This is a genomic window from Arthrobacter sp. zg-Y1171 (assembly GCF_025244845.1).
GTDB lineage: Bacteria > Actinomycetota > Actinomycetes > Actinomycetales > Micrococcaceae > Arthrobacter_B.
Genome location: NZ_CP104264.1, coordinates 922,536 through 937,817, shown reverse-complemented (window position 1 = coordinate 937,817; position 15,282 = coordinate 922,536). Strand labels below are relative to the sequence as shown.

General features: G+C 69.0%; 10 protein-coding genes. 5 read left to right on the top strand and 5 right to left on the bottom strand.

Features of this window, described 5'->3' with window-relative positions:
• Positions 1–5 precede the first annotated feature (5 nt).
• Positions 6–2,516 carry an FtsX-like permease family protein gene (locus N2L00_RS04445; protein WP_255863444.1) on the top strand — a complete coding sequence of 837 codons (2,511 nt, stop codon included), beginning with the start codon at positions 6–8 and terminating at the stop codon, positions 2,514–2,516.
• A 51-nt stretch (positions 2,517–2,567) separates the two neighbouring features.
• On the opposite strand, the gene N2L00_RS04440 is transcribed toward N2L00_RS04445, so the two are convergent.
• Genes N2L00_RS04440 through rsmA form a run of 3 tightly spaced genes read right to left on the bottom strand, consistent with a single transcriptional unit; the run spans position 2,568 to position 6,330 of the window.
• A complete protein-coding gene (locus N2L00_RS04440) occupies positions 2,568–4,463 on the bottom strand; it encodes an ABC-F family ATP-binding cassette domain-containing protein (protein ID WP_255863445.1) in 1,896 nt (631 codons plus the stop codon).
• Positions 4,464–4,469: 6 nt separating this feature from the next.
• Positions 4,470–5,426 (bottom strand): 4-(cytidine 5'-diphospho)-2-C-methyl-D-erythritol kinase, encoded by a 957-nt coding sequence (locus tag N2L00_RS04435; RefSeq protein WP_255767264.1) that lies wholly within the window; start codon positions 5,424–5,426, stop codon positions 4,470–4,472.
• 19 nt (positions 5,427–5,445) lie between these two features.
• Positions 5,446–6,330, bottom strand: a complete 885-nt coding sequence (rsmA, locus tag N2L00_RS04430; RefSeq protein WP_255767013.1) for a 16S rRNA (adenine(1518)-N(6)/adenine(1519)-N(6))-dimethyltransferase RsmA — start codon at positions 6,328–6,330, stop codon at positions 5,446–5,448.
• 248 nt (positions 6,331–6,578) lie between these two features.
• Here rsmA and N2L00_RS04425 point away from each other — a divergent pair, with 248 nt between their 5' ends.
• A complete protein-coding gene (locus N2L00_RS04425; protein ID WP_255767012.1) occupies positions 6,579–7,793 on the top strand; it encodes a helix-turn-helix transcriptional regulator in 1,215 nt (404 codons plus the stop codon).
• Between the two features lie 28 nt (positions 7,794–7,821).
• Here the strand turns inward: N2L00_RS04425 and N2L00_RS04415 are convergent, their stop codons facing one another.
• Both N2L00_RS04415 and N2L00_RS04410 read right to left on the bottom strand, forming a co-directional pair.
• On the bottom strand, positions 7,822–8,916 hold the full coding sequence (locus N2L00_RS04415) for a resuscitation-promoting factor (protein ID WP_304659967.1): 1,095 nt from the start codon (positions 8,914–8,916) through the stop codon (positions 7,822–7,824).
• A gap of 419 nt (positions 8,917–9,335) precedes the next feature.
• Positions 9,336–10,283 (bottom strand): TatD family hydrolase, encoded by a 948-nt coding sequence (locus N2L00_RS04410; RefSeq protein WP_255767011.1) that lies wholly within the window; start codon positions 10,281–10,283, stop codon positions 9,336–9,338.
• A 156-nt stretch (positions 10,284–10,439) separates the two neighbouring features.
• Between N2L00_RS04410 and N2L00_RS04405 the strand changes: the two genes are divergently transcribed.
• From N2L00_RS04405 to N2L00_RS04395, 3 genes are all read left to right on the top strand, one after another.
• Complete coding sequence (locus tag N2L00_RS04405; RefSeq protein ID WP_255767010.1) at positions 10,440–11,504, top strand: MoxR family ATPase; 1,065 nt, start codon at positions 10,440–10,442, stop codon at positions 11,502–11,504.
• A gap of 82 nt (positions 11,505–11,586) precedes the next feature.
• A complete protein-coding gene (locus N2L00_RS04400) occupies positions 11,587–12,924 on the top strand; it encodes a DUF58 domain-containing protein (protein ID WP_255767009.1) in 1,338 nt (445 codons plus the stop codon).
• Positions 12,921–15,272 (top strand): DUF3488 and transglutaminase-like domain-containing protein, encoded by a 2,352-nt coding sequence (locus N2L00_RS04395; RefSeq protein ID WP_255863446.1) that lies wholly within the window; start codon positions 12,921–12,923, stop codon positions 15,270–15,272. The genes N2L00_RS04400 and N2L00_RS04395 overlap by 4 nt, the downstream gene beginning before the upstream one ends.
• The last annotated feature ends 10 nt before the right edge of the window (positions 15,273–15,282 follow it).

Genomic DNA, 15,282 nt, shown 5'->3' with positions numbered 1-15,282 from the left:
GCGTCATGCTGACGCTGATCCTTGCGGGCCTGCGGCACCGCACCGCTGCCCTGCTCGCCATCGTGGTTTCAGCGGGCCTCGGTTCCGCGCTCATCGTGATGTGCGGCGCGATGATCGAGACCGGTATCCGGCTTTCGGCGCCGGCTGAGCGCATCGGCGCGGCCGACCTGGTGGTCATTGGTGATCCCAGCTATACGATGCTCAACCGGGACGGCGAACAAACCACCGATCTCCGCCCGTTGCCCGAGCGGCACCGGCTGTCAGCCTCAGCAGCTGAGGCGGCAGACGGAATCGGCGGCGTGGCACAGATTGTGCCCGTCACGTTCCTCGATTCCTTCGCCCGGAGCGCGGCGCGGGCCCTCCCGCTCACGGCGCAGAACTGGGCATCCGTCGCCGTCAGCGGCATCGACCCTGTTCCGGTCGCAGGTCCCGCCGCCGGCGAGGTAGTGCTCACCGCCGCCGCCGCGGACGCCCTGGCAGCGGGTGAGGACGAAGACCTGCTCCTGACCATGGAGGGACGGACCCTCAGCGTCCGGACCGCCGCCGTCATCGGCGGACCGGAGGATCCGGCGACCGTGTTCTTCAGCGAAGAGGCCGCTGGGAACCCGCTGGACGCATTGGGCGTGGTGCTGGCTCCGGATGCCGATCTGTCTGTCGTCCGCGCGGCGCTGCAAGCGGAGCTCGCGGACGTGCGGGTGCTGGCCGGTGATGGCCGCGGCGCCGCCGAGGATCCGGCTGTGTCGGCGGCCCGCATTCCCGCCATCATTGTCGGGGCGGTAACCGGAGGCATCGTCCTGACGGTGCTGGCGACCGTCATCTCCGGAGTCGTCGCCCTGTCCGTGCGCCAGCGCAGCCGCGAGATCAGCCTCCTGCGCGCCACCGGCGCAACCGGACGCCAGGTCCGTGCACTCGTCGTCGGCGAAGTCATGGCCGCGGGACTTCTCGGCGCCCTGCTCGGCCTCGTCCCGGGCATTCCGCTGGCCTACCTCCTGCACCTGGGGATGCAGGCCGGCGGCGCCCTTCCCAAGGGACTCGAGCTGAGCGCCGGGCCGGTCCCGCTGGCCGCCGCCGCAGCCGTAACCGGGCTGGTGATCCGGCTGGCCGCCGGCCTGGCCGCCCGGACGGCCCGCCGCTCCCGGCCAATCGACGCGATGCGCGAAGCTGAACTTCCCCCTGCCCGGATCGGCATTATCCGGTGGCTGGCAGGAATCCTGTTCGGGCTTGGCGCCGTCGCCCTCGCCGTGCTCACCTTCCTGATGCCGCCCGCCCTGGTCTCCGCCACAGCCGGTCCTGCCGTGCTTGCCGGCACCATTTCCGCCGCGCTTCTCGCCCCGGCCTACCTGCGCCTGGGCGCGGCCGCGCTCCGGCCGGTGATGGGCGACCACCGGCACGGCGTCGCCGGGCTCGCCGGGACGAGTATCCGCGCCCGGGCGGCGGCCCTCTCAACCGTCACCGGGGCCGCCGCACTGGTCTTCGGAATCGGCGCCGGCAATCTCGTGTCCTCATCCATGCTCACCGCAGCTGCCGCCGACGCCCAGGTCGAGACCATCACGGCCGACGCCGTCGTGACCGGCGCGGCCGGCGCCGCTGCCGAACGCGCAGACGAAATCGCCGCCCTGCCCGAGGTGGACGCGGCCACCCCGTTTGTGACATCCGGGGGCTGGATCGAACGCCCCTACGACGCCTCGCACCGCGACCGGCACTGGCCGGTGCGCGGGCTCGACGGCGCCCAGGCGCAGGAGGTGCTGAGCAACCGGCTCGTCGCCGGCGGCTTCGCTGATCTGACCGGCGCCTCCGTCGCACTGCCCGTCGATACCGCAGCTGCCCTCGGCGTGGACATAGGAGACACCATCGGCTTCCGGTTCGGTGACGGCGACGGCGCCGAACTTCGTGTCGCCGCCACCTACGAGGACCTGCCGGGCTACGAAAACCTCCTGCTGCCCGTCGAGCTCCTCACAGCCCACACGAGCGACCGGGCACCCGCGGCACTGCTGGTCAGCGCCAGCGACGGCACCGCCGCGGACGCCGTGGCCCCTGCCGTGGAAGGTGCGCTGAACGGCCATCCCTCACTGCGGGTCGGGGACCGCAGCGCGCTGGAGGTGTCCCTGCAGGAGGGCCTCAACATCAACGCACTCATCAACGGCCTGCTGCTGCTGGTTGTGCTGGCCTACGCGATGGTTGCCGTCACCAACACCGTTGCCGTCTCCACCCTGGGCCGTCGCCGCGAGCTGGCCATGCTGCGCCTGACCGGCGCGACCCGCGGCCAGGTCCGCAGGCTGCTGATTACCGAGACCGCCGTGTGCGCCGCCGTCGGCATCGCCATCGCCGTCATCGTTGCGTGCGCCGCAGTCCTGCCCACCGCCGTGGTTGTAGGCGCCAGTCCGTTCACCCCGCTGCCGCTGGCTATAGCCGGCGCCCTCTGCGCCGCCGTTGCACTGACGACGATGCCGGTCGCCACGATGACGGCGCGGCGGGCGATGCGCGGACCGCTCAGTGCCACGGCAGACACCATGTGAGCCGGCGGGAGACCCGGGTCCGGACCAGGAAGCGGCGCCCGCACCTTGGGGCTACTCGAGGATCTCCGAAGCCTCGAGCCACTCCATTTCCAGCTCCTCCTGCTCGGCCGCAACGGCCTGCAGCTTGGCGTTGAGCTCGCCGATGAGTTCAAAGTCCGCGCCGCCGGCCTTCTGGGTGGCGTCGTTCATCTGGGCGTTGATCTTTTCGGCCTGCGCGGTGAGCTTGCTCAGCTGCCGCTCGATCCGGGTGAGGTCCTTCTTGGCCGCCCGCTTTTCAGCTTCGGATGCACCGGAGCCGGCCAGCGCCGTCGTCGTTCCGCCCCGGGCGCCGGCTGGAGCAGCCGCGGACGTGCCGCCGGGGCGCGTGGCGCCGGCCGCAGCGGCGCGGGCCGCCTGGGAGGAGCCGCGGGCAGCGGTGGACGCAGACGAGTTGGCGGCCAGGGCTTCGCCGCGCAGTTCCAGGTACTGGTCCACGCCGCCGGGCAGTCCGCGCAGCTTGCCGTCGCCGAGGAGCGCCATCTGGTGGTCGGTGACCCGTTCCAGCAGGTACCGGTCGTGGGAGACCACCACGAGCGTGCCGGGCCACCCGTCCAGCACGTCCTCGACGGCAGCCAGCGTGTCGGTGTCCAGGTCATTGGTCGGCTCGTCGAGCATCAACACATTCGGTTCACCCACCAGCAGGCGCAGCAGCTGCAGCCGGCGCCGTTCGCCGCCGGAAAGCTCGCGCACCGGTGTCCACTGGCGCTGGGCGCTGAAGCCCAGCTGCTCCACGAGCTGGCCGGCGGACAGCTCGCGGCCGCCCACGTTGAAGACGCGCTTCTCGTTTTCAATGACTTCAATGACGCGCTGGTCCGCGACCTCATCCAGTTCCCGGACCTCCTGCGACAGCACGGCGGTCTGGACCGTCTTGCCGCGCTTCAGCCGGCCGGACGTAGGCTCAATGTCGCCGTTGAGCAGGCGCAGCAGGGTGGTCTTGCCGGCGCCGTTGACACCCACCAGGCCCAGCCGCTCCCCCGGGGCCAGGCGCAGGGTGATGTTGCGGAACAGGTCGGTGTCCCCGAGCGTCAGGGAGACGTTCTCCAGGTCCAGGACGTCCTTGCCCAGGCGGGCGGTGGCCATCTTGTTCAGGGACAGCGTGTCGCGGGGTTCGGGGACGTCCGCAATCAGGTTGTTCGCGGCCTCGATGCGGAACTTGGGCTTGGCGGTCCGGGCCGGGGCGCCGCGCCGCAGCCAGGCCAGTTCCTTCTTGACCAGCTGCTGGCGCTTGCCTTCCACCACGGAGGCCATCCGGTCACGCTCGGCGCGGGCCAGCACGTAGGCGGCGTACCCGCCGTCGAACGGATCCACCATCGCGTCATGGACTTCCCAGGTCCGGGTGCAGATTTCGTCCAGGAACCAGCGGTCGTGGGTGACTACCAGCAGGCCGCCGTCGGAGGGGCGCCAGCGCTGCTTCAGGTGCCGGGCCAGCCAGGCCACGCCTTCGACGTCGAGGTGGTTGGTGGGCTCGTCCAGCATGATGACGTCGTCGTCGCCGGTGAGCAGCTTGGCCAGCGCCACGCGGCGCTTCTGCCCGCCGGACAGGGAGGAGACCTGCGCGTTCCAGTCCACTTCCTGCACCAGGCCGCTCATCACGTCGCGGATCCGCGCATTGGACGCCCACTCGTAGTCCGCGGCGTCGCCGACGATCGCCTGGCCGACGGTCAGGTCCCCGTCCAGTACGTCCGTCTGGTCCAGGTAGCCCACGGTGACATCGCGGCGGCGGGTCACGCGGCCGTCGTCGGGCGTCTGCCGTTCGGCCAGCAGGCTCATCAGGGTCGACTTGCCGTCGCCGTTGCGGCCGACCATGCCGATCCGGTCGCCTTCCTCGAGGCCGAGCGAAACGCCGTCCAGGATGGTGCGCGTGCCAAAGGAAATGCTGAGGTTTTCAGCACCAAGCAGGTGTGCCAATCGGTACTACTTTCTGTGCGTCTGAGGTGCGGTGGTGTCGGCAGCCGTGACGGCGCCGTCGGCCGGCCCGTAAACGGCCAGGGCCGAGTGGCCTTCGGTGCGCAGCGCGGCGGCCAGGGCGGACGCAGCTGCTTCATCCGCGGCCAGGAAAGCCAGGGTGGGGCCGGAACCGGAAACCATGCCGGCGAGGGCGCCGAGCCGGATCCCCGCCTCAAGAACGGTCCCCAGTTCGGGGGCAAGTTCCAAGGCCGCCGGCTGCAGGTCATTGACTAGAACGCCCGCCAGTGCGGCAGTGTTCCCGGCGGCGAGGGCGTCGAGGATCACGGGGTCCGCTTCGGTGGGCTCGGCGACGTCGGTTCCCGTGCGGAGTCGGTCGACGGCGGCATAGACCTGCGGGGTGGAAAGCCCGTAAGGTGCCGGGACGAGGACCCAGTGCAGCCGGTGCGGTGCCGGCACCGGGGTGAGCCGGTCCCCCACGCCGAGCCCGGCAGCAGCACCGCCGAGCAGGGCAAACGGTACATCGGCCCCGAGCCCGGCAGCCAGGCCGGCCAACTCAGCCTGAGACAGGCCCGCGTTCCACAGCTCATTGCAGGCGAGAAGCGCGGCGGCGGCGTCCGCAGAGCCGCCTCCCATTCCGCCTGCCACCGGCACCCGCTTGGTGATGTGCAGGTGGACGCCGGGATGCTCCCTGCCAATCCGGGAAGCCACTGCCCGGGCGGCACGTGCGGCCAGGTTGTCCCCGTCCAGGGGTATGCCTCCCTGCGGAAGGCGGCCGTCGGGATCGCTGAGCGTCAACCGGATCTCGTCGGTTTCCAGCGCCGTGGCCGTGACCTCCTCGAAGAGGGACACCGCAAGGTAGACGCTGGCAACGCTGTGGTAGCCGTCCGGACGCAGCGGTCCCACCTTCAGGGACACATTGATCTTGCCGGGGGTCCGGACAGTGACGGAGCGCGGTGCGGCCATCTCTTCGGTTTCCTTTCCCTCAGGCAATGAGCGGCTTCCGTGCCTCGGCGATCCGGGCAAATGCCGTGATGTCCAGGACCTCGCCGCGGGCGCTGGGATCCACTCCTGCAGCACGCAGTGCCTTTTCCGCTTCGGCGGGGCTGCCGGCCCATCCGGCCAGGGCGGCGCGCAGGGTCTTGCGCCGCTGCGCAAAGGCAGCGTCAATAACTGCGAAGACCTCTTCACGGGTTGCTCGCGTCTGCGGCGGTTCGTGCCGGACAAACCCGACCAGGCCGGAGGCGATCTTGGGCGCCGGCCAGAAGACGTTCATGCCGATGACGCCGGCCTTGCGCATCTGCGCATACCAGGCGGCTTTCACCGAGGGCACCCCATAGGTCTTGGAGCCGGGCTTGGCTGCCATCCGGTCCGCCACTTCGTCCTGGACCATGACCAGGCCGTGCTGCAGGGACGGGAAATGCTCCAGCAGGTGCAGCACCACCGGGACGGCCACGTTATAGGGCAGGTTCGCTACCAGCGCGGTCGGTTCCTTGGGCAGCTCGGTGATCCGCATGCCGTCGCCAAGCACAACGTGCAGCCGGCCGGCCGCTTCCGGGCGCCGCTGCCCCACCGTGGACGGAAGCTTTCCGGCCAGGACGGGATCGATCTCCACAGCCACCACCGACTCGGCTGCGTCGAGGAGCCCGAGCGTCAGGGACCCGAGGCCGGGGCCGACCTCCAGCACGGTCTCCCCTGGAGCGATGTCCGCCGCAGCCACAATCCGGCGGATGGTGTTTCCGTCAATAACGAAGTTCTGGCCGAGGCTCTTAGTGGGGCGGACTCCGAGTTCTTCTGCCAGCGCCCGGATATCCGAGGCACCAAGGAGTGCGGGAACTGGTGTTCGGGGGGCAGGTTCGGATTCTCTCACCCAGTAATACTAGCCGAGCGGGCGTGGCTGCCGCCGCCGAGGGTACGCCGGTGCAGCCGTCCGGTCCACTCCCCGGAGGTCTTCCCACGCCCGGGTGGCGCGCTTCGAAGGTGCCGGAATCGAGTTCGCCGTTTTGCGTTCCATAAGCACGGAATGCCCTGCCGACGACTGGTCTCCACCGGTAGCATCGAGCGCATTGCCGGCACCGGTAACAGTGTGCCGCACCCCGGAGATCGGCGGTATCGACGATGGGCAAATCATTCGGTGGAAAGCTGCGCTCGGCGCGGCAGGAGCGAAACCTGACGCAGGCCCAGCTAGGACACGGTGCTTTTCGGCCCCGTGAGATCTCGCTTTTGGAAGCCGGGCGGAGGGAACCCGTTCCGGGTGCGGTCAGCCTGCTCTCCGACCGGCTGGACTCAGGCGCCGCCCCGGGCCGGACAGGGAAACAAACGGCCCTGTTCCTGGAACTTTCCGCCCGGCAGGCGCTGGATGAGCGCGACTACGGAGCGGCATGCTCACTGGCGGATGCCGCCGCGGGTGCGGCGCTGGCTGAGGGGCATCCGCAGTCCTGGTGGGATATGACCTATCTGGCAGCCCACTGTCTTTGCACCACGCACGCCTACCGGGACTGCATCGCGAAGGCGTCCCTGCTGGCCCGCCATCCCCTGGCGGCGGAGTACCCCGGCCTCCGGGCACAGGCGGAAACACTGCTCGCCACCGCCTACCTGGGCACCGGGGAACTGGGTTCGGCCGTGACCCATGCCCGCAGCGCCGTTGCGCGGGTGCAGGAAGCCAGGGTCGGTGCGGCTGCCTTCCTTGACGCGTGCGGAGCGCTGGTCACCGCGCTGGCCGAGGCGGGCGGGCTCGACGAGGCATGGACCTACTGCCGCACCCTGGTGCTTCCCCTGCTGGAGACGGGGGTTGGCCGGCAAATCGAGGGTAAGGCCCGCTGGGCGGTGGGCACTGTGGCCTTTCGCCGCGGGGACATCTCCACCGGGCTAATGCACCACCGTACTGCTGCGGACCTCCTGGAGCCGGGCGTCGACGTCGAGCTGTGGGCCCGCTTCAATAACGCCACCGCTGCCATCCGGCTCGGGGCGGGCATCCACGACAGGGAGACCCTGACCTGCATCGAGCATGCCGAGGCGGCCATGTCGGTGGTCGGACTGCATGGTCCCGAGCGGCTGGAAGCAGACCACAGCCGGGGAATCTGGCTGGACCTCAACGGCGACCATGCGCGGGCTGTGTGGATGCTCTCGGACGTGTACGCCCACCGGGGCGAGCTCTCACCCCAGGACTCGGGCGAACTGGCCCTCCACCTCGGCCTGGCCTTGGCGCGGACCGGCATGCCCGACGCCGGTTCCGTCTATCTGGCGGATAGCGAACAGCGCTTCCGCTCGGCCGGAGCCAAGGACCGCGCAGCACACGCGGCGGCCCTGGCCCACGAGATGGCGGCCGGGTGAGAAGCAGCCGGGGTTGGGCGGGCCCGGGTTAGAGCAAGCCGAGCTTCGAGGCGCAGGACGGCCAGTGGCCCCATCCGCCGTTGGCCCGCAGCTTCTCGGCTACCGCAATCTGCTGCTCCGGGGTGGCTTCACTGGCAACAGGAGCGTACGCACCGCCGCCGGCACCCAGCCAGCTGCCGGAGCTGAACTGCAGGCCGCCGTAATAACCGTTGCCGTTGTTGATGTGCCAGTTGCCGCCGGATTCACACTGCGCCAGGGCGGCCCAGGTCCCGGAGGCCGGTGCCTCACCGCCGCCGCCGGCCCTCGGACCGGCGGCAGGCTTCGCCTCCGGGCGCTTCTTGGTGCCCTTGGCGACGGCTTCGGCTACCGGTTCCTTGGTCACGCTTTCCTTCACGAGGGTACGGCTGACTTCCTTGCCGTCTACGCGGGTGACCGAGAAGACACGGGAACGTTCCCCGTCCACTCCGGCTGTGGTGACCTTCTTCTCGCCTTCGAGCAGGTCCGCATCGGGAACCTCGGAGCTGGTAAACGGCACCGCTTCCGTGACGGTCTCCTCAACGCCGGCCGAAACACGCGTGACCTTCAGGCCCATGCCGTCAACCAGGCCGGCGCTGCGCGGAGCCGAAACCTGGTCCCCGGTGCCAAGCTGCATCCCTGATTCCTTCAGCAGGTCCCGCACGGTTCCCGCTGTGGTGGTGTGTTCGTGGGTTTTCCCGTCCACGGTGACGAACACCGTCTTGGGAGTGGAGATCGAAATCCTGCCGTCCAGCCCGTCCAGCGAGGTATCCATCGGGGCGGAGACGGCGGAGTTGGTGGCCACCCGCAGCTCCGAAACCAGATCCTCGACGGTTTCGCCGGTGGTGTGGACCGTGGTCCCCTTGCCGTCCACCACGACATCCACTGCGAGGGCCCGCTGGACTTCGATGGTGGCGCCGTCTTCCAAGGCTGCCGTTGGCTCCGGTGTCACCCGGTCAACGGCGGTTACAGTCACATCGGCCTGTGCCAGTACATCCGCAACGGTAGCGTCGAAGGTCTGCACCTCCTGGCTCTTGCCGTCGACGGTCAACACCACCGACTTGCTGGCGCCGACAAAGGCGACCATGCCTAGCAGCAGGCACACCATAACGGTTGCCTGGCCAACGAGCTTTATCCCACGCCTTGCAAGTGTTCTCGCCACGAGATTCCAAACGGTCACAGAATCCGGGCACGGGGACTTTAAGCGCCGTGCGCATTCCGGGGCACCTGCCGGAGGGCAGGGCAACGGGACGCGGCCAGGCACAGGCTTGGCGAACAAAAACCAGCCGCAGCAGCGAACTGACGCGGACCGGTATCACAGGTCCGTGCAGCCGCTCGGCGGCATGGGCCCGCAAATTGTTGCAGTGTTATGCAGTGTTCATGCAGTGATAGTCCGGATGCCTTCCCCGACCCCGGCTAATTGCTCCCTACCGTAACCGAACCGTGATGTGAGGGCAAACAGGGGTCCCCGGGTAGTCGTGCGGCCCGCGGCGCGGCGCGGGCTTCGACGCGTGCTGACTGCCGTTCCTACTGCTCGGCCCAGGAGCCGTAGGCCCGGACAGTGTTCGCGGCCAGTCCTGCTCCCAGCTCGGAAAGGTCCACTCCCATGCGGTCTGCCATGGACCGCACCGTATAGGGGACCATGTAGCTGGCGTTGGGACGCCCGCGGTGCGGGTGGGGAGTCAGGAACGGAGCATCCGTTTCAACCAGCAGCAGGTTCCGGTCCGCGATCGAGAGGGCCTCGTGGAGGTCGTGCGAATTCTTGAAGGTCACGGTGCCGGAGAACGACATGTACCAGCCGTTTTCATTGCAGGTACGGGCCAGCTCGCGGTCCCCGGAGAAACAATGGAAAACCACCGTGTCGGGGGCGCCTTCCTCCTTCAGGAGGCGGACGACGTCGTTATGCGCATCGCGGTCATGGATCTGGAGTGCCAGGCCCAGGCGCTTGGCGATGTCGATGTGCCGGCGGAATGAGTAGTGCTGCCGTTCCCGGCCGTCTTCCCCGGTCCGGAAGTAATCGAGCCCGGTTTCGCCGATTGCCCGGATGCGCGGATGGGCTGCGAGCGCCTCGATCTCGGCCAGCGCCGGTTCCAGGGTCCCTTCCGCTGCAAGCACGGGGGCATCGTTTGGGTGGATGGCCACCGCACCCAGCAGGCGCGGATCGGCGTCGACAGCGGAAACAGTGAAGCGGGAAGACTCGAGATCGGTGCCTACCTGGACGGCACCTTGGACGCCGGCTGCCTCCGCCGCGTCAAGGGCAGCGGCGAGGGCAACCGTAAAGTCGCCGGCCATGTCGCCGGCCATGTCGCCGGCCGGAAAGTCGAAATGCGTGTGGTTATCCATTACGGGCACAGGCAGCGGCTCAGGAGCCGGCGGATAGCCTTTGCCCTTGTGCCGGACGGTTCCGGCGCCTTCGGCGGACGGGAGGTAGGCCGTCGGTGTGCTGCCCGGGACAAATCCACTTCGATTAATCATGTTCTTAAGCCTAGGTGAGCTAGTAGCCTGAACAGACAAACTGCTGTTGGAGCTCCCGCAGGTCGAAAACGGATAGCGGGGCTTACTCCGCCTGCCGTGTCACCGCAGGTGCGGTCTGTTTGCTGCAGCTGCAACCGCCGAGTATGGAAGGTGTCCATGGACGCTCCGATCCCGTCTGCCGCCGCAGCGTCCCTTAACGGCTTTCCTTCCCGGCCCTCGGCCGCCACCCTCCATTCCCCTCCCGCCGCGGTCGACGCCCAAGCCTTCTCCGAAGCGGCAGAGGGAATCCTGGCCGCCGTGAATACGGTGATTGACGGCAAGGAAGACGCCGCCCGGCTGGTGCTGACGGTCCTCCTTGCCGAGGGGCACGTGCTGCTCGAAGACGTTCCCGGGGTCGGCAAGACAATGCTCGCCAAGACACTGGCCCGGACCATTGACTGCACAGTCAGCCGCATCCAGTTCACCCCGGATCTGCTGCCGTCGGATGTCACCGGGGTGTCCATCTACAACCAGGACAGCCACCGGTTCGAATTCCGCCAGGGCCCGGTGTTCGCCAACGTGGTGATCGCCGACGAAATCAACCGGGCTTCCGCAAAGACCCAGTCGGCTCTGCTGGAATGCATGGAGGAACACCAGGTGACCGTCGACGGCGGCACCCACCGGCTCTCGGCACCCTTCATCGTGGTTGCCACGCAGAATCCCATCGAGATGGAGGGGACCTATCCCCTGCCGGAGGCGCAGCGGGACAGGTTCATGGCCCGGCTTTCCCTTGGCTACCCGGATGCTCGTTCCGAAGTGGAAATGCTTGAGAACCATCAATCCGGCTCACCCCTGGACAGCATTACCCCCGTTGTGGGAATACGCGAGGCCTCGGCCATGATCGCCAGGGTCCGCGATATCTACGTTTCCGACGCCGTCAAGGAGTACACGGTTTCCCTGGGCCGGGCCACCCGCGAACACCCGGATCTCCGGCTGGGTGCCAGCCCCCGGGCCCTTCTGCAGCTGCTCCGTGCGGCCAAGGCCTACGCAGCGCTCGAAGGCCGGGATTTCGTGCTGCCGGACGACGTGACGAGGCTGGCGGATCCCGTACTCGCCCACCGGCTCCTGCTGCAGCGAAAGGCAGCCGGAACGGGGATCAGCGCCACGAGCATTATTGCGTCCGTGATTGCGGCCGTGCCGGTTCCCCGGTCCGCCGGAACACCGCAGCGGCTGCACCGCTAGCGGCCCCGACAGGTTCCACCCGAGCCGGCTTCCCGCCGCACCGAGCCCGCACAGAGTCCGCACCGCCGAGCGAAAGGCTCCCATGGACACCTCATCCGTTACGAGGTTTTTCACCCCGCGCGGCTGGGGCCTGGTGTGCGCCGGGACGGCGGCGCTCCTTGGGGCAGTCACTCTGGGCCGCCGGGACCTGCTGGCACTCGCTGTCCTGCTGATCGCACTGCCGATCCTGGCCGCAGCACTGCTTCGCCTGTTCAAACCCGGCTTTGAGGTCGAGCGCAGCTTCTCTCCCCCGCTGGTGGAAACAGGCACGGCCGCCACGGTATCGCTGCGGGTGCTCAGCCGCGGAACCCCTGCATCCGAAGCACTCATCCGCGAGGGGCTGCCGTTCCGTTTCGGGCCCAGCCCGGTGTTCCGGTTCCCCTCCGGTTACGCGGCGGAGAACGGATCCAGTACCTATGAGTACCGCCTGCGGTCGAGCCGTCGCGGCCTCTACGGCATCGGCCCCGTAACCGCGGACTTCGTCGATCCGCTGGGCCTGGCGCGGACGGTACACACACTGGGCGGAACCGACCGGTTGGCAGTGGCGCCGGCCCCGCTTGAGCTTCCGCCGTCGTCGTTGTTCAGTGCCATGGGCACCGACGGCAGTGCGCCGAGCAGGCGCCGCGGAACGCCCAGCGAAGATGATGCTTCCACCCGCGAGTACCGTCATGGAGATCCCATGCGCCGGGTGCACTGGCCGGCGACGGCCAGGCACGGGGAATTGATGGTCCGGCAGGAGGAACCGGTGACCGCGCCGACCGCTTCCATCGTGCTGGACCAGCGCCTGGCCTCCTACGATGACGGATCGCCGCTGAATCCTGACAACGGCGAGCTGCTGACGTCGGAAACATTCGAATGGGCGGTTTCGGCAGTTGTTTCCTCCGCCGTTTTCTTCTCCGAGTCCGGCTACGGCGTGCGCTTCACCGACGAGCTCTCCCGGCCCGGGCTGGCCCGTTCCCCGTCTGCCGTAGACAGCAGCGAGACCGACTTCCGCGGGTTTGACGGGGTGCAAAACCTCGCCGAAGGGCTGGCCGCCCTGGGCCTGGAATCTCCGCCGCCCCCGACGCCGGGGAATCCCACCGATGCCGCTGCCCCCTTTGCCGCGCTGGACGTTTCCGGCCAGGCGCCCGGCCCCCTGCTCGTTGTTGCCGGCCGGATCGACACTGCCCAGGCGCATACGCTGGCTCCGGCCGCACGGTATGCCCGCCAACCACTGGTGCTGCTGGTTACCGACCGGCCGGCCGCGCTGCGTCCTGTCCTGACAATCCTGCGGGAGGCCGGGTGGATTGCCGCGGCGGTAACACCGGCAACTCCGGTACCCGCGGCCTGGTCCCTCCTTGACCACGATCCCCAGGGCGTCCACGCCGGGGGGCGGGTATGAGCGCCCTGCTGAGCCGCCCGGAGGCCGTGCCGGCGTCCGGCCACCTGCAGGGTACGGAACCGGCGCCCCGGGGCGACCGCGGGCCGGCCAACGTTGCGGTAGCCGGAGCAGGAGCGCTGGCGGTCCTGCTTTGTTCGCTCAGCGTGCACGGGGTCATCGAAGGCTGGTCCTGGCTGCCGCCGCTGTTTTTCGCCGTCCTCGTCCCGCTGGCGGCCACCGCCGGTGCGCGGCGGCTGAAGGTGCCGCAACCTCTGGTTCCGGTGGCAGGCATGGCGGTCCTGGCGTGCACCCTGACCTGGCTGTTCGCTTCATCGGCGTCATTCCTGGGCTTCCTGCCCGGCCCGGGCACCCTTGCCCGGGCGGATGCGCTGCTGGCCGAGGCGCGGACGGTCGTCCTCACCGAAGTCGCCCCCGTGCAGCCGCTGCCCGGCATCCTGTTCCTGTGCTGTGCCGGCATCGGGCTGGTAGCCGTCCTGACGGATACCCTGGCGGCCACCCTGCGGATGCCGGCAACCGCCGGGCTGGGCCTGTTAGCGGTGCTGATGATCCCCGCAGTGCTGAAACCCGCGAGCCTTGGAGCAGGATATTTCTTCCTCGCAGCGGTCGGATACCTGCTGTTGCTGACGGTCAGTGCACGCAGGGAACAGCACGGGCACGGTAACCCGCGGACCTGGCTGGCACGCGGAACGGCAGTTTCCGCATCTGCCCTGGCATTGGCACTCCTGCTGCCTCCGGTGTTGCCCGGATTCAACGGCGGCGCCTTCCCGGAAGGCACCAGATTCAACTTCTTTTCCGGCAGCACCGGGCTGAACCCCATAGTCACGTTGGGCAATGACCTGCGCCAGCCGCAGTCCTCAGGCCGGATCACCTATGCAACCTCGTCCGTCGAACCCGTGTACCTCCGCTCCACTACCCTGGAGGATTTTTCCGGGAGCCGCTGGGCTCCCGACGTGCGCGAGGACGAACGCCGGCAGGGCGTGGCAACCATGTCGGGCGGCGCCTACACACCGCCGAGGGGAAGCCAGGCCGAGGCGGTGGTGACGCGGATCAGCTCCAACACGTATTCGAGTCCGTGGCTGTTGGCCCCCTACTATCCGCTGGGCGTTACCGGTGCCGAAGGAAGCTGGTCCTGGGATCCCAAGACCATGACCGTGCTGGACGACGATTCCGAGGGCGCGGCCCGGCAGGATTACCAGGTGCTGAGCATCGCGGCCGAGTTCACGCCGGAGCAGCTGGCGGCAATTCCGGCGGCCGACGGCGCGGGCCTGGACCCCGTTTTCACGGACCTGCCCGCTGACCTGCCCGGAAACATCCGGGAGGCAGCCGCGGAGGCAGTCGGGGATGCCGCCACACCGTATGCCAAGGCCATGGCCCTCCAGAGTTATCTGCGCGGGCCGCAGTTCAGCTATTCACTGGAGGCACCTGTGGAGGGCGGCTACGACGGGAACGGGATTTCGGTCTTGTCCGAGTTCCTCGAACGAAAGGCCGGCTACTGCGTGCATTTCGCCGCAGCCATGGCCGTGATGGCCCGGCAGGAGGGCATCCCCAGCCGGATGGCACTGGGCTACGCGCCCGGCCAGGACACCGGCGAGACCCCGGACGGGACCGGCCCCAACGGAGAACCGCTGCGCGAGTTCGAGGTCGATTCCACGGACGCCCACGCGTGGCCCGAGCTGTATTTCGAAGGTGCCGGCTGGGTCCGCTTCGAACCCACCCCTTCCCGCGGATCCGTGCCGGACTACGCCCAGCAGCAGCGCACGCCGGGGACTGCCACTATTCACAACGACGACGATCCCCGGGTCCCTGACGCGCTGGCGACGGCGCCGGCTGTCCCGCAGGAGGAAGCTCCGCTGGCACCCGAAACCGTGCTCGAACCCACCGACACGGGCACGACCGCGTGGCTGGGCGCCGTCCTCGGAACGCTGGCGGCAGCGGCTGCCGTGCTGACGCCCTGGGCGATGCGGCGGCACCGTGCGGCCCGGCGGCGGAAGGCCGCCGCCGCTGGTTCCCGTTCGGGGCCGGTCTGGGACGAAATAGCAGATCTGGGGATCGATTACGGGTGTCCCGGCCGGACCTCCGACACTCCCCGGACGTACGCCCGCCGGTTGGCGGGCGAGGCCGGCTTCTCCCCGCAGGCGGACGAGGCGCTGACCCGCATCCGTCTGGCATTCGAGGAAGAGGCCTACGCCGGCTCCGGCCGCCGCGGACGCGGCGGCCGGGGAGCCGCCCCGGTATGGGAGGACCTTGAAACGGTGCGGAACGAACTGCGGAGCGGCACCAGCCTGTTCGGCCGGCTGCACGCGCGGTTCCTCCCGCCGTCGCTGGCCATGCGGTTTCGGCACGACTGAGCCTGACCTG

What these genes read in the sequence shown, in the direction of transcription:
- N2L00_RS04435 (WP_255767264.1), bottom strand. Translation starts at nt 5,426, where the DNA reads ATGGCCGCACCGCGCTCCGTCACTGTCCGGACCCCCGGCAAGATCAAT.
- N2L00_RS04410 (WP_255767011.1), bottom strand. Translation starts at nt 10,283, where the DNA reads ATGATTAATCGAAGTGGATTTGTCCCGGGCAGCACACCGACGGCCTAC.
- N2L00_RS04445 (WP_255863444.1), top strand. Translation starts at nt 6, where the DNA reads ATGCTGACGCTGATCCTTGCGGGCCTGCGGCACCGCACCGCTGCCCTG.
- N2L00_RS04395 (WP_255863446.1), top strand. Translation starts at nt 12,921, where the DNA reads ATGAGCGCCCTGCTGAGCCGCCCGGAGGCCGTGCCGGCGTCCGGCCAC.
- N2L00_RS04415 (WP_304659967.1), bottom strand. Translation starts at nt 8,916, where the DNA reads ATGGTGTGCCTGCTGCTAGGCATGGTCGCCTTTGTCGGCGCCAGCAAG.
- N2L00_RS04405 (WP_255767010.1), top strand. Translation starts at nt 10,440, where the DNA reads ATGGACGCTCCGATCCCGTCTGCCGCCGCAGCGTCCCTTAACGGCTTT.
- N2L00_RS04400 (WP_255767009.1), top strand. Translation starts at nt 11,587, where the DNA reads ATGGACACCTCATCCGTTACGAGGTTTTTCACCCCGCGCGGCTGGGGC.
- N2L00_RS04425 (WP_255767012.1), top strand. Translation starts at nt 6,579, where the DNA reads ATGGGCAAATCATTCGGTGGAAAGCTGCGCTCGGCGCGGCAGGAGCGA.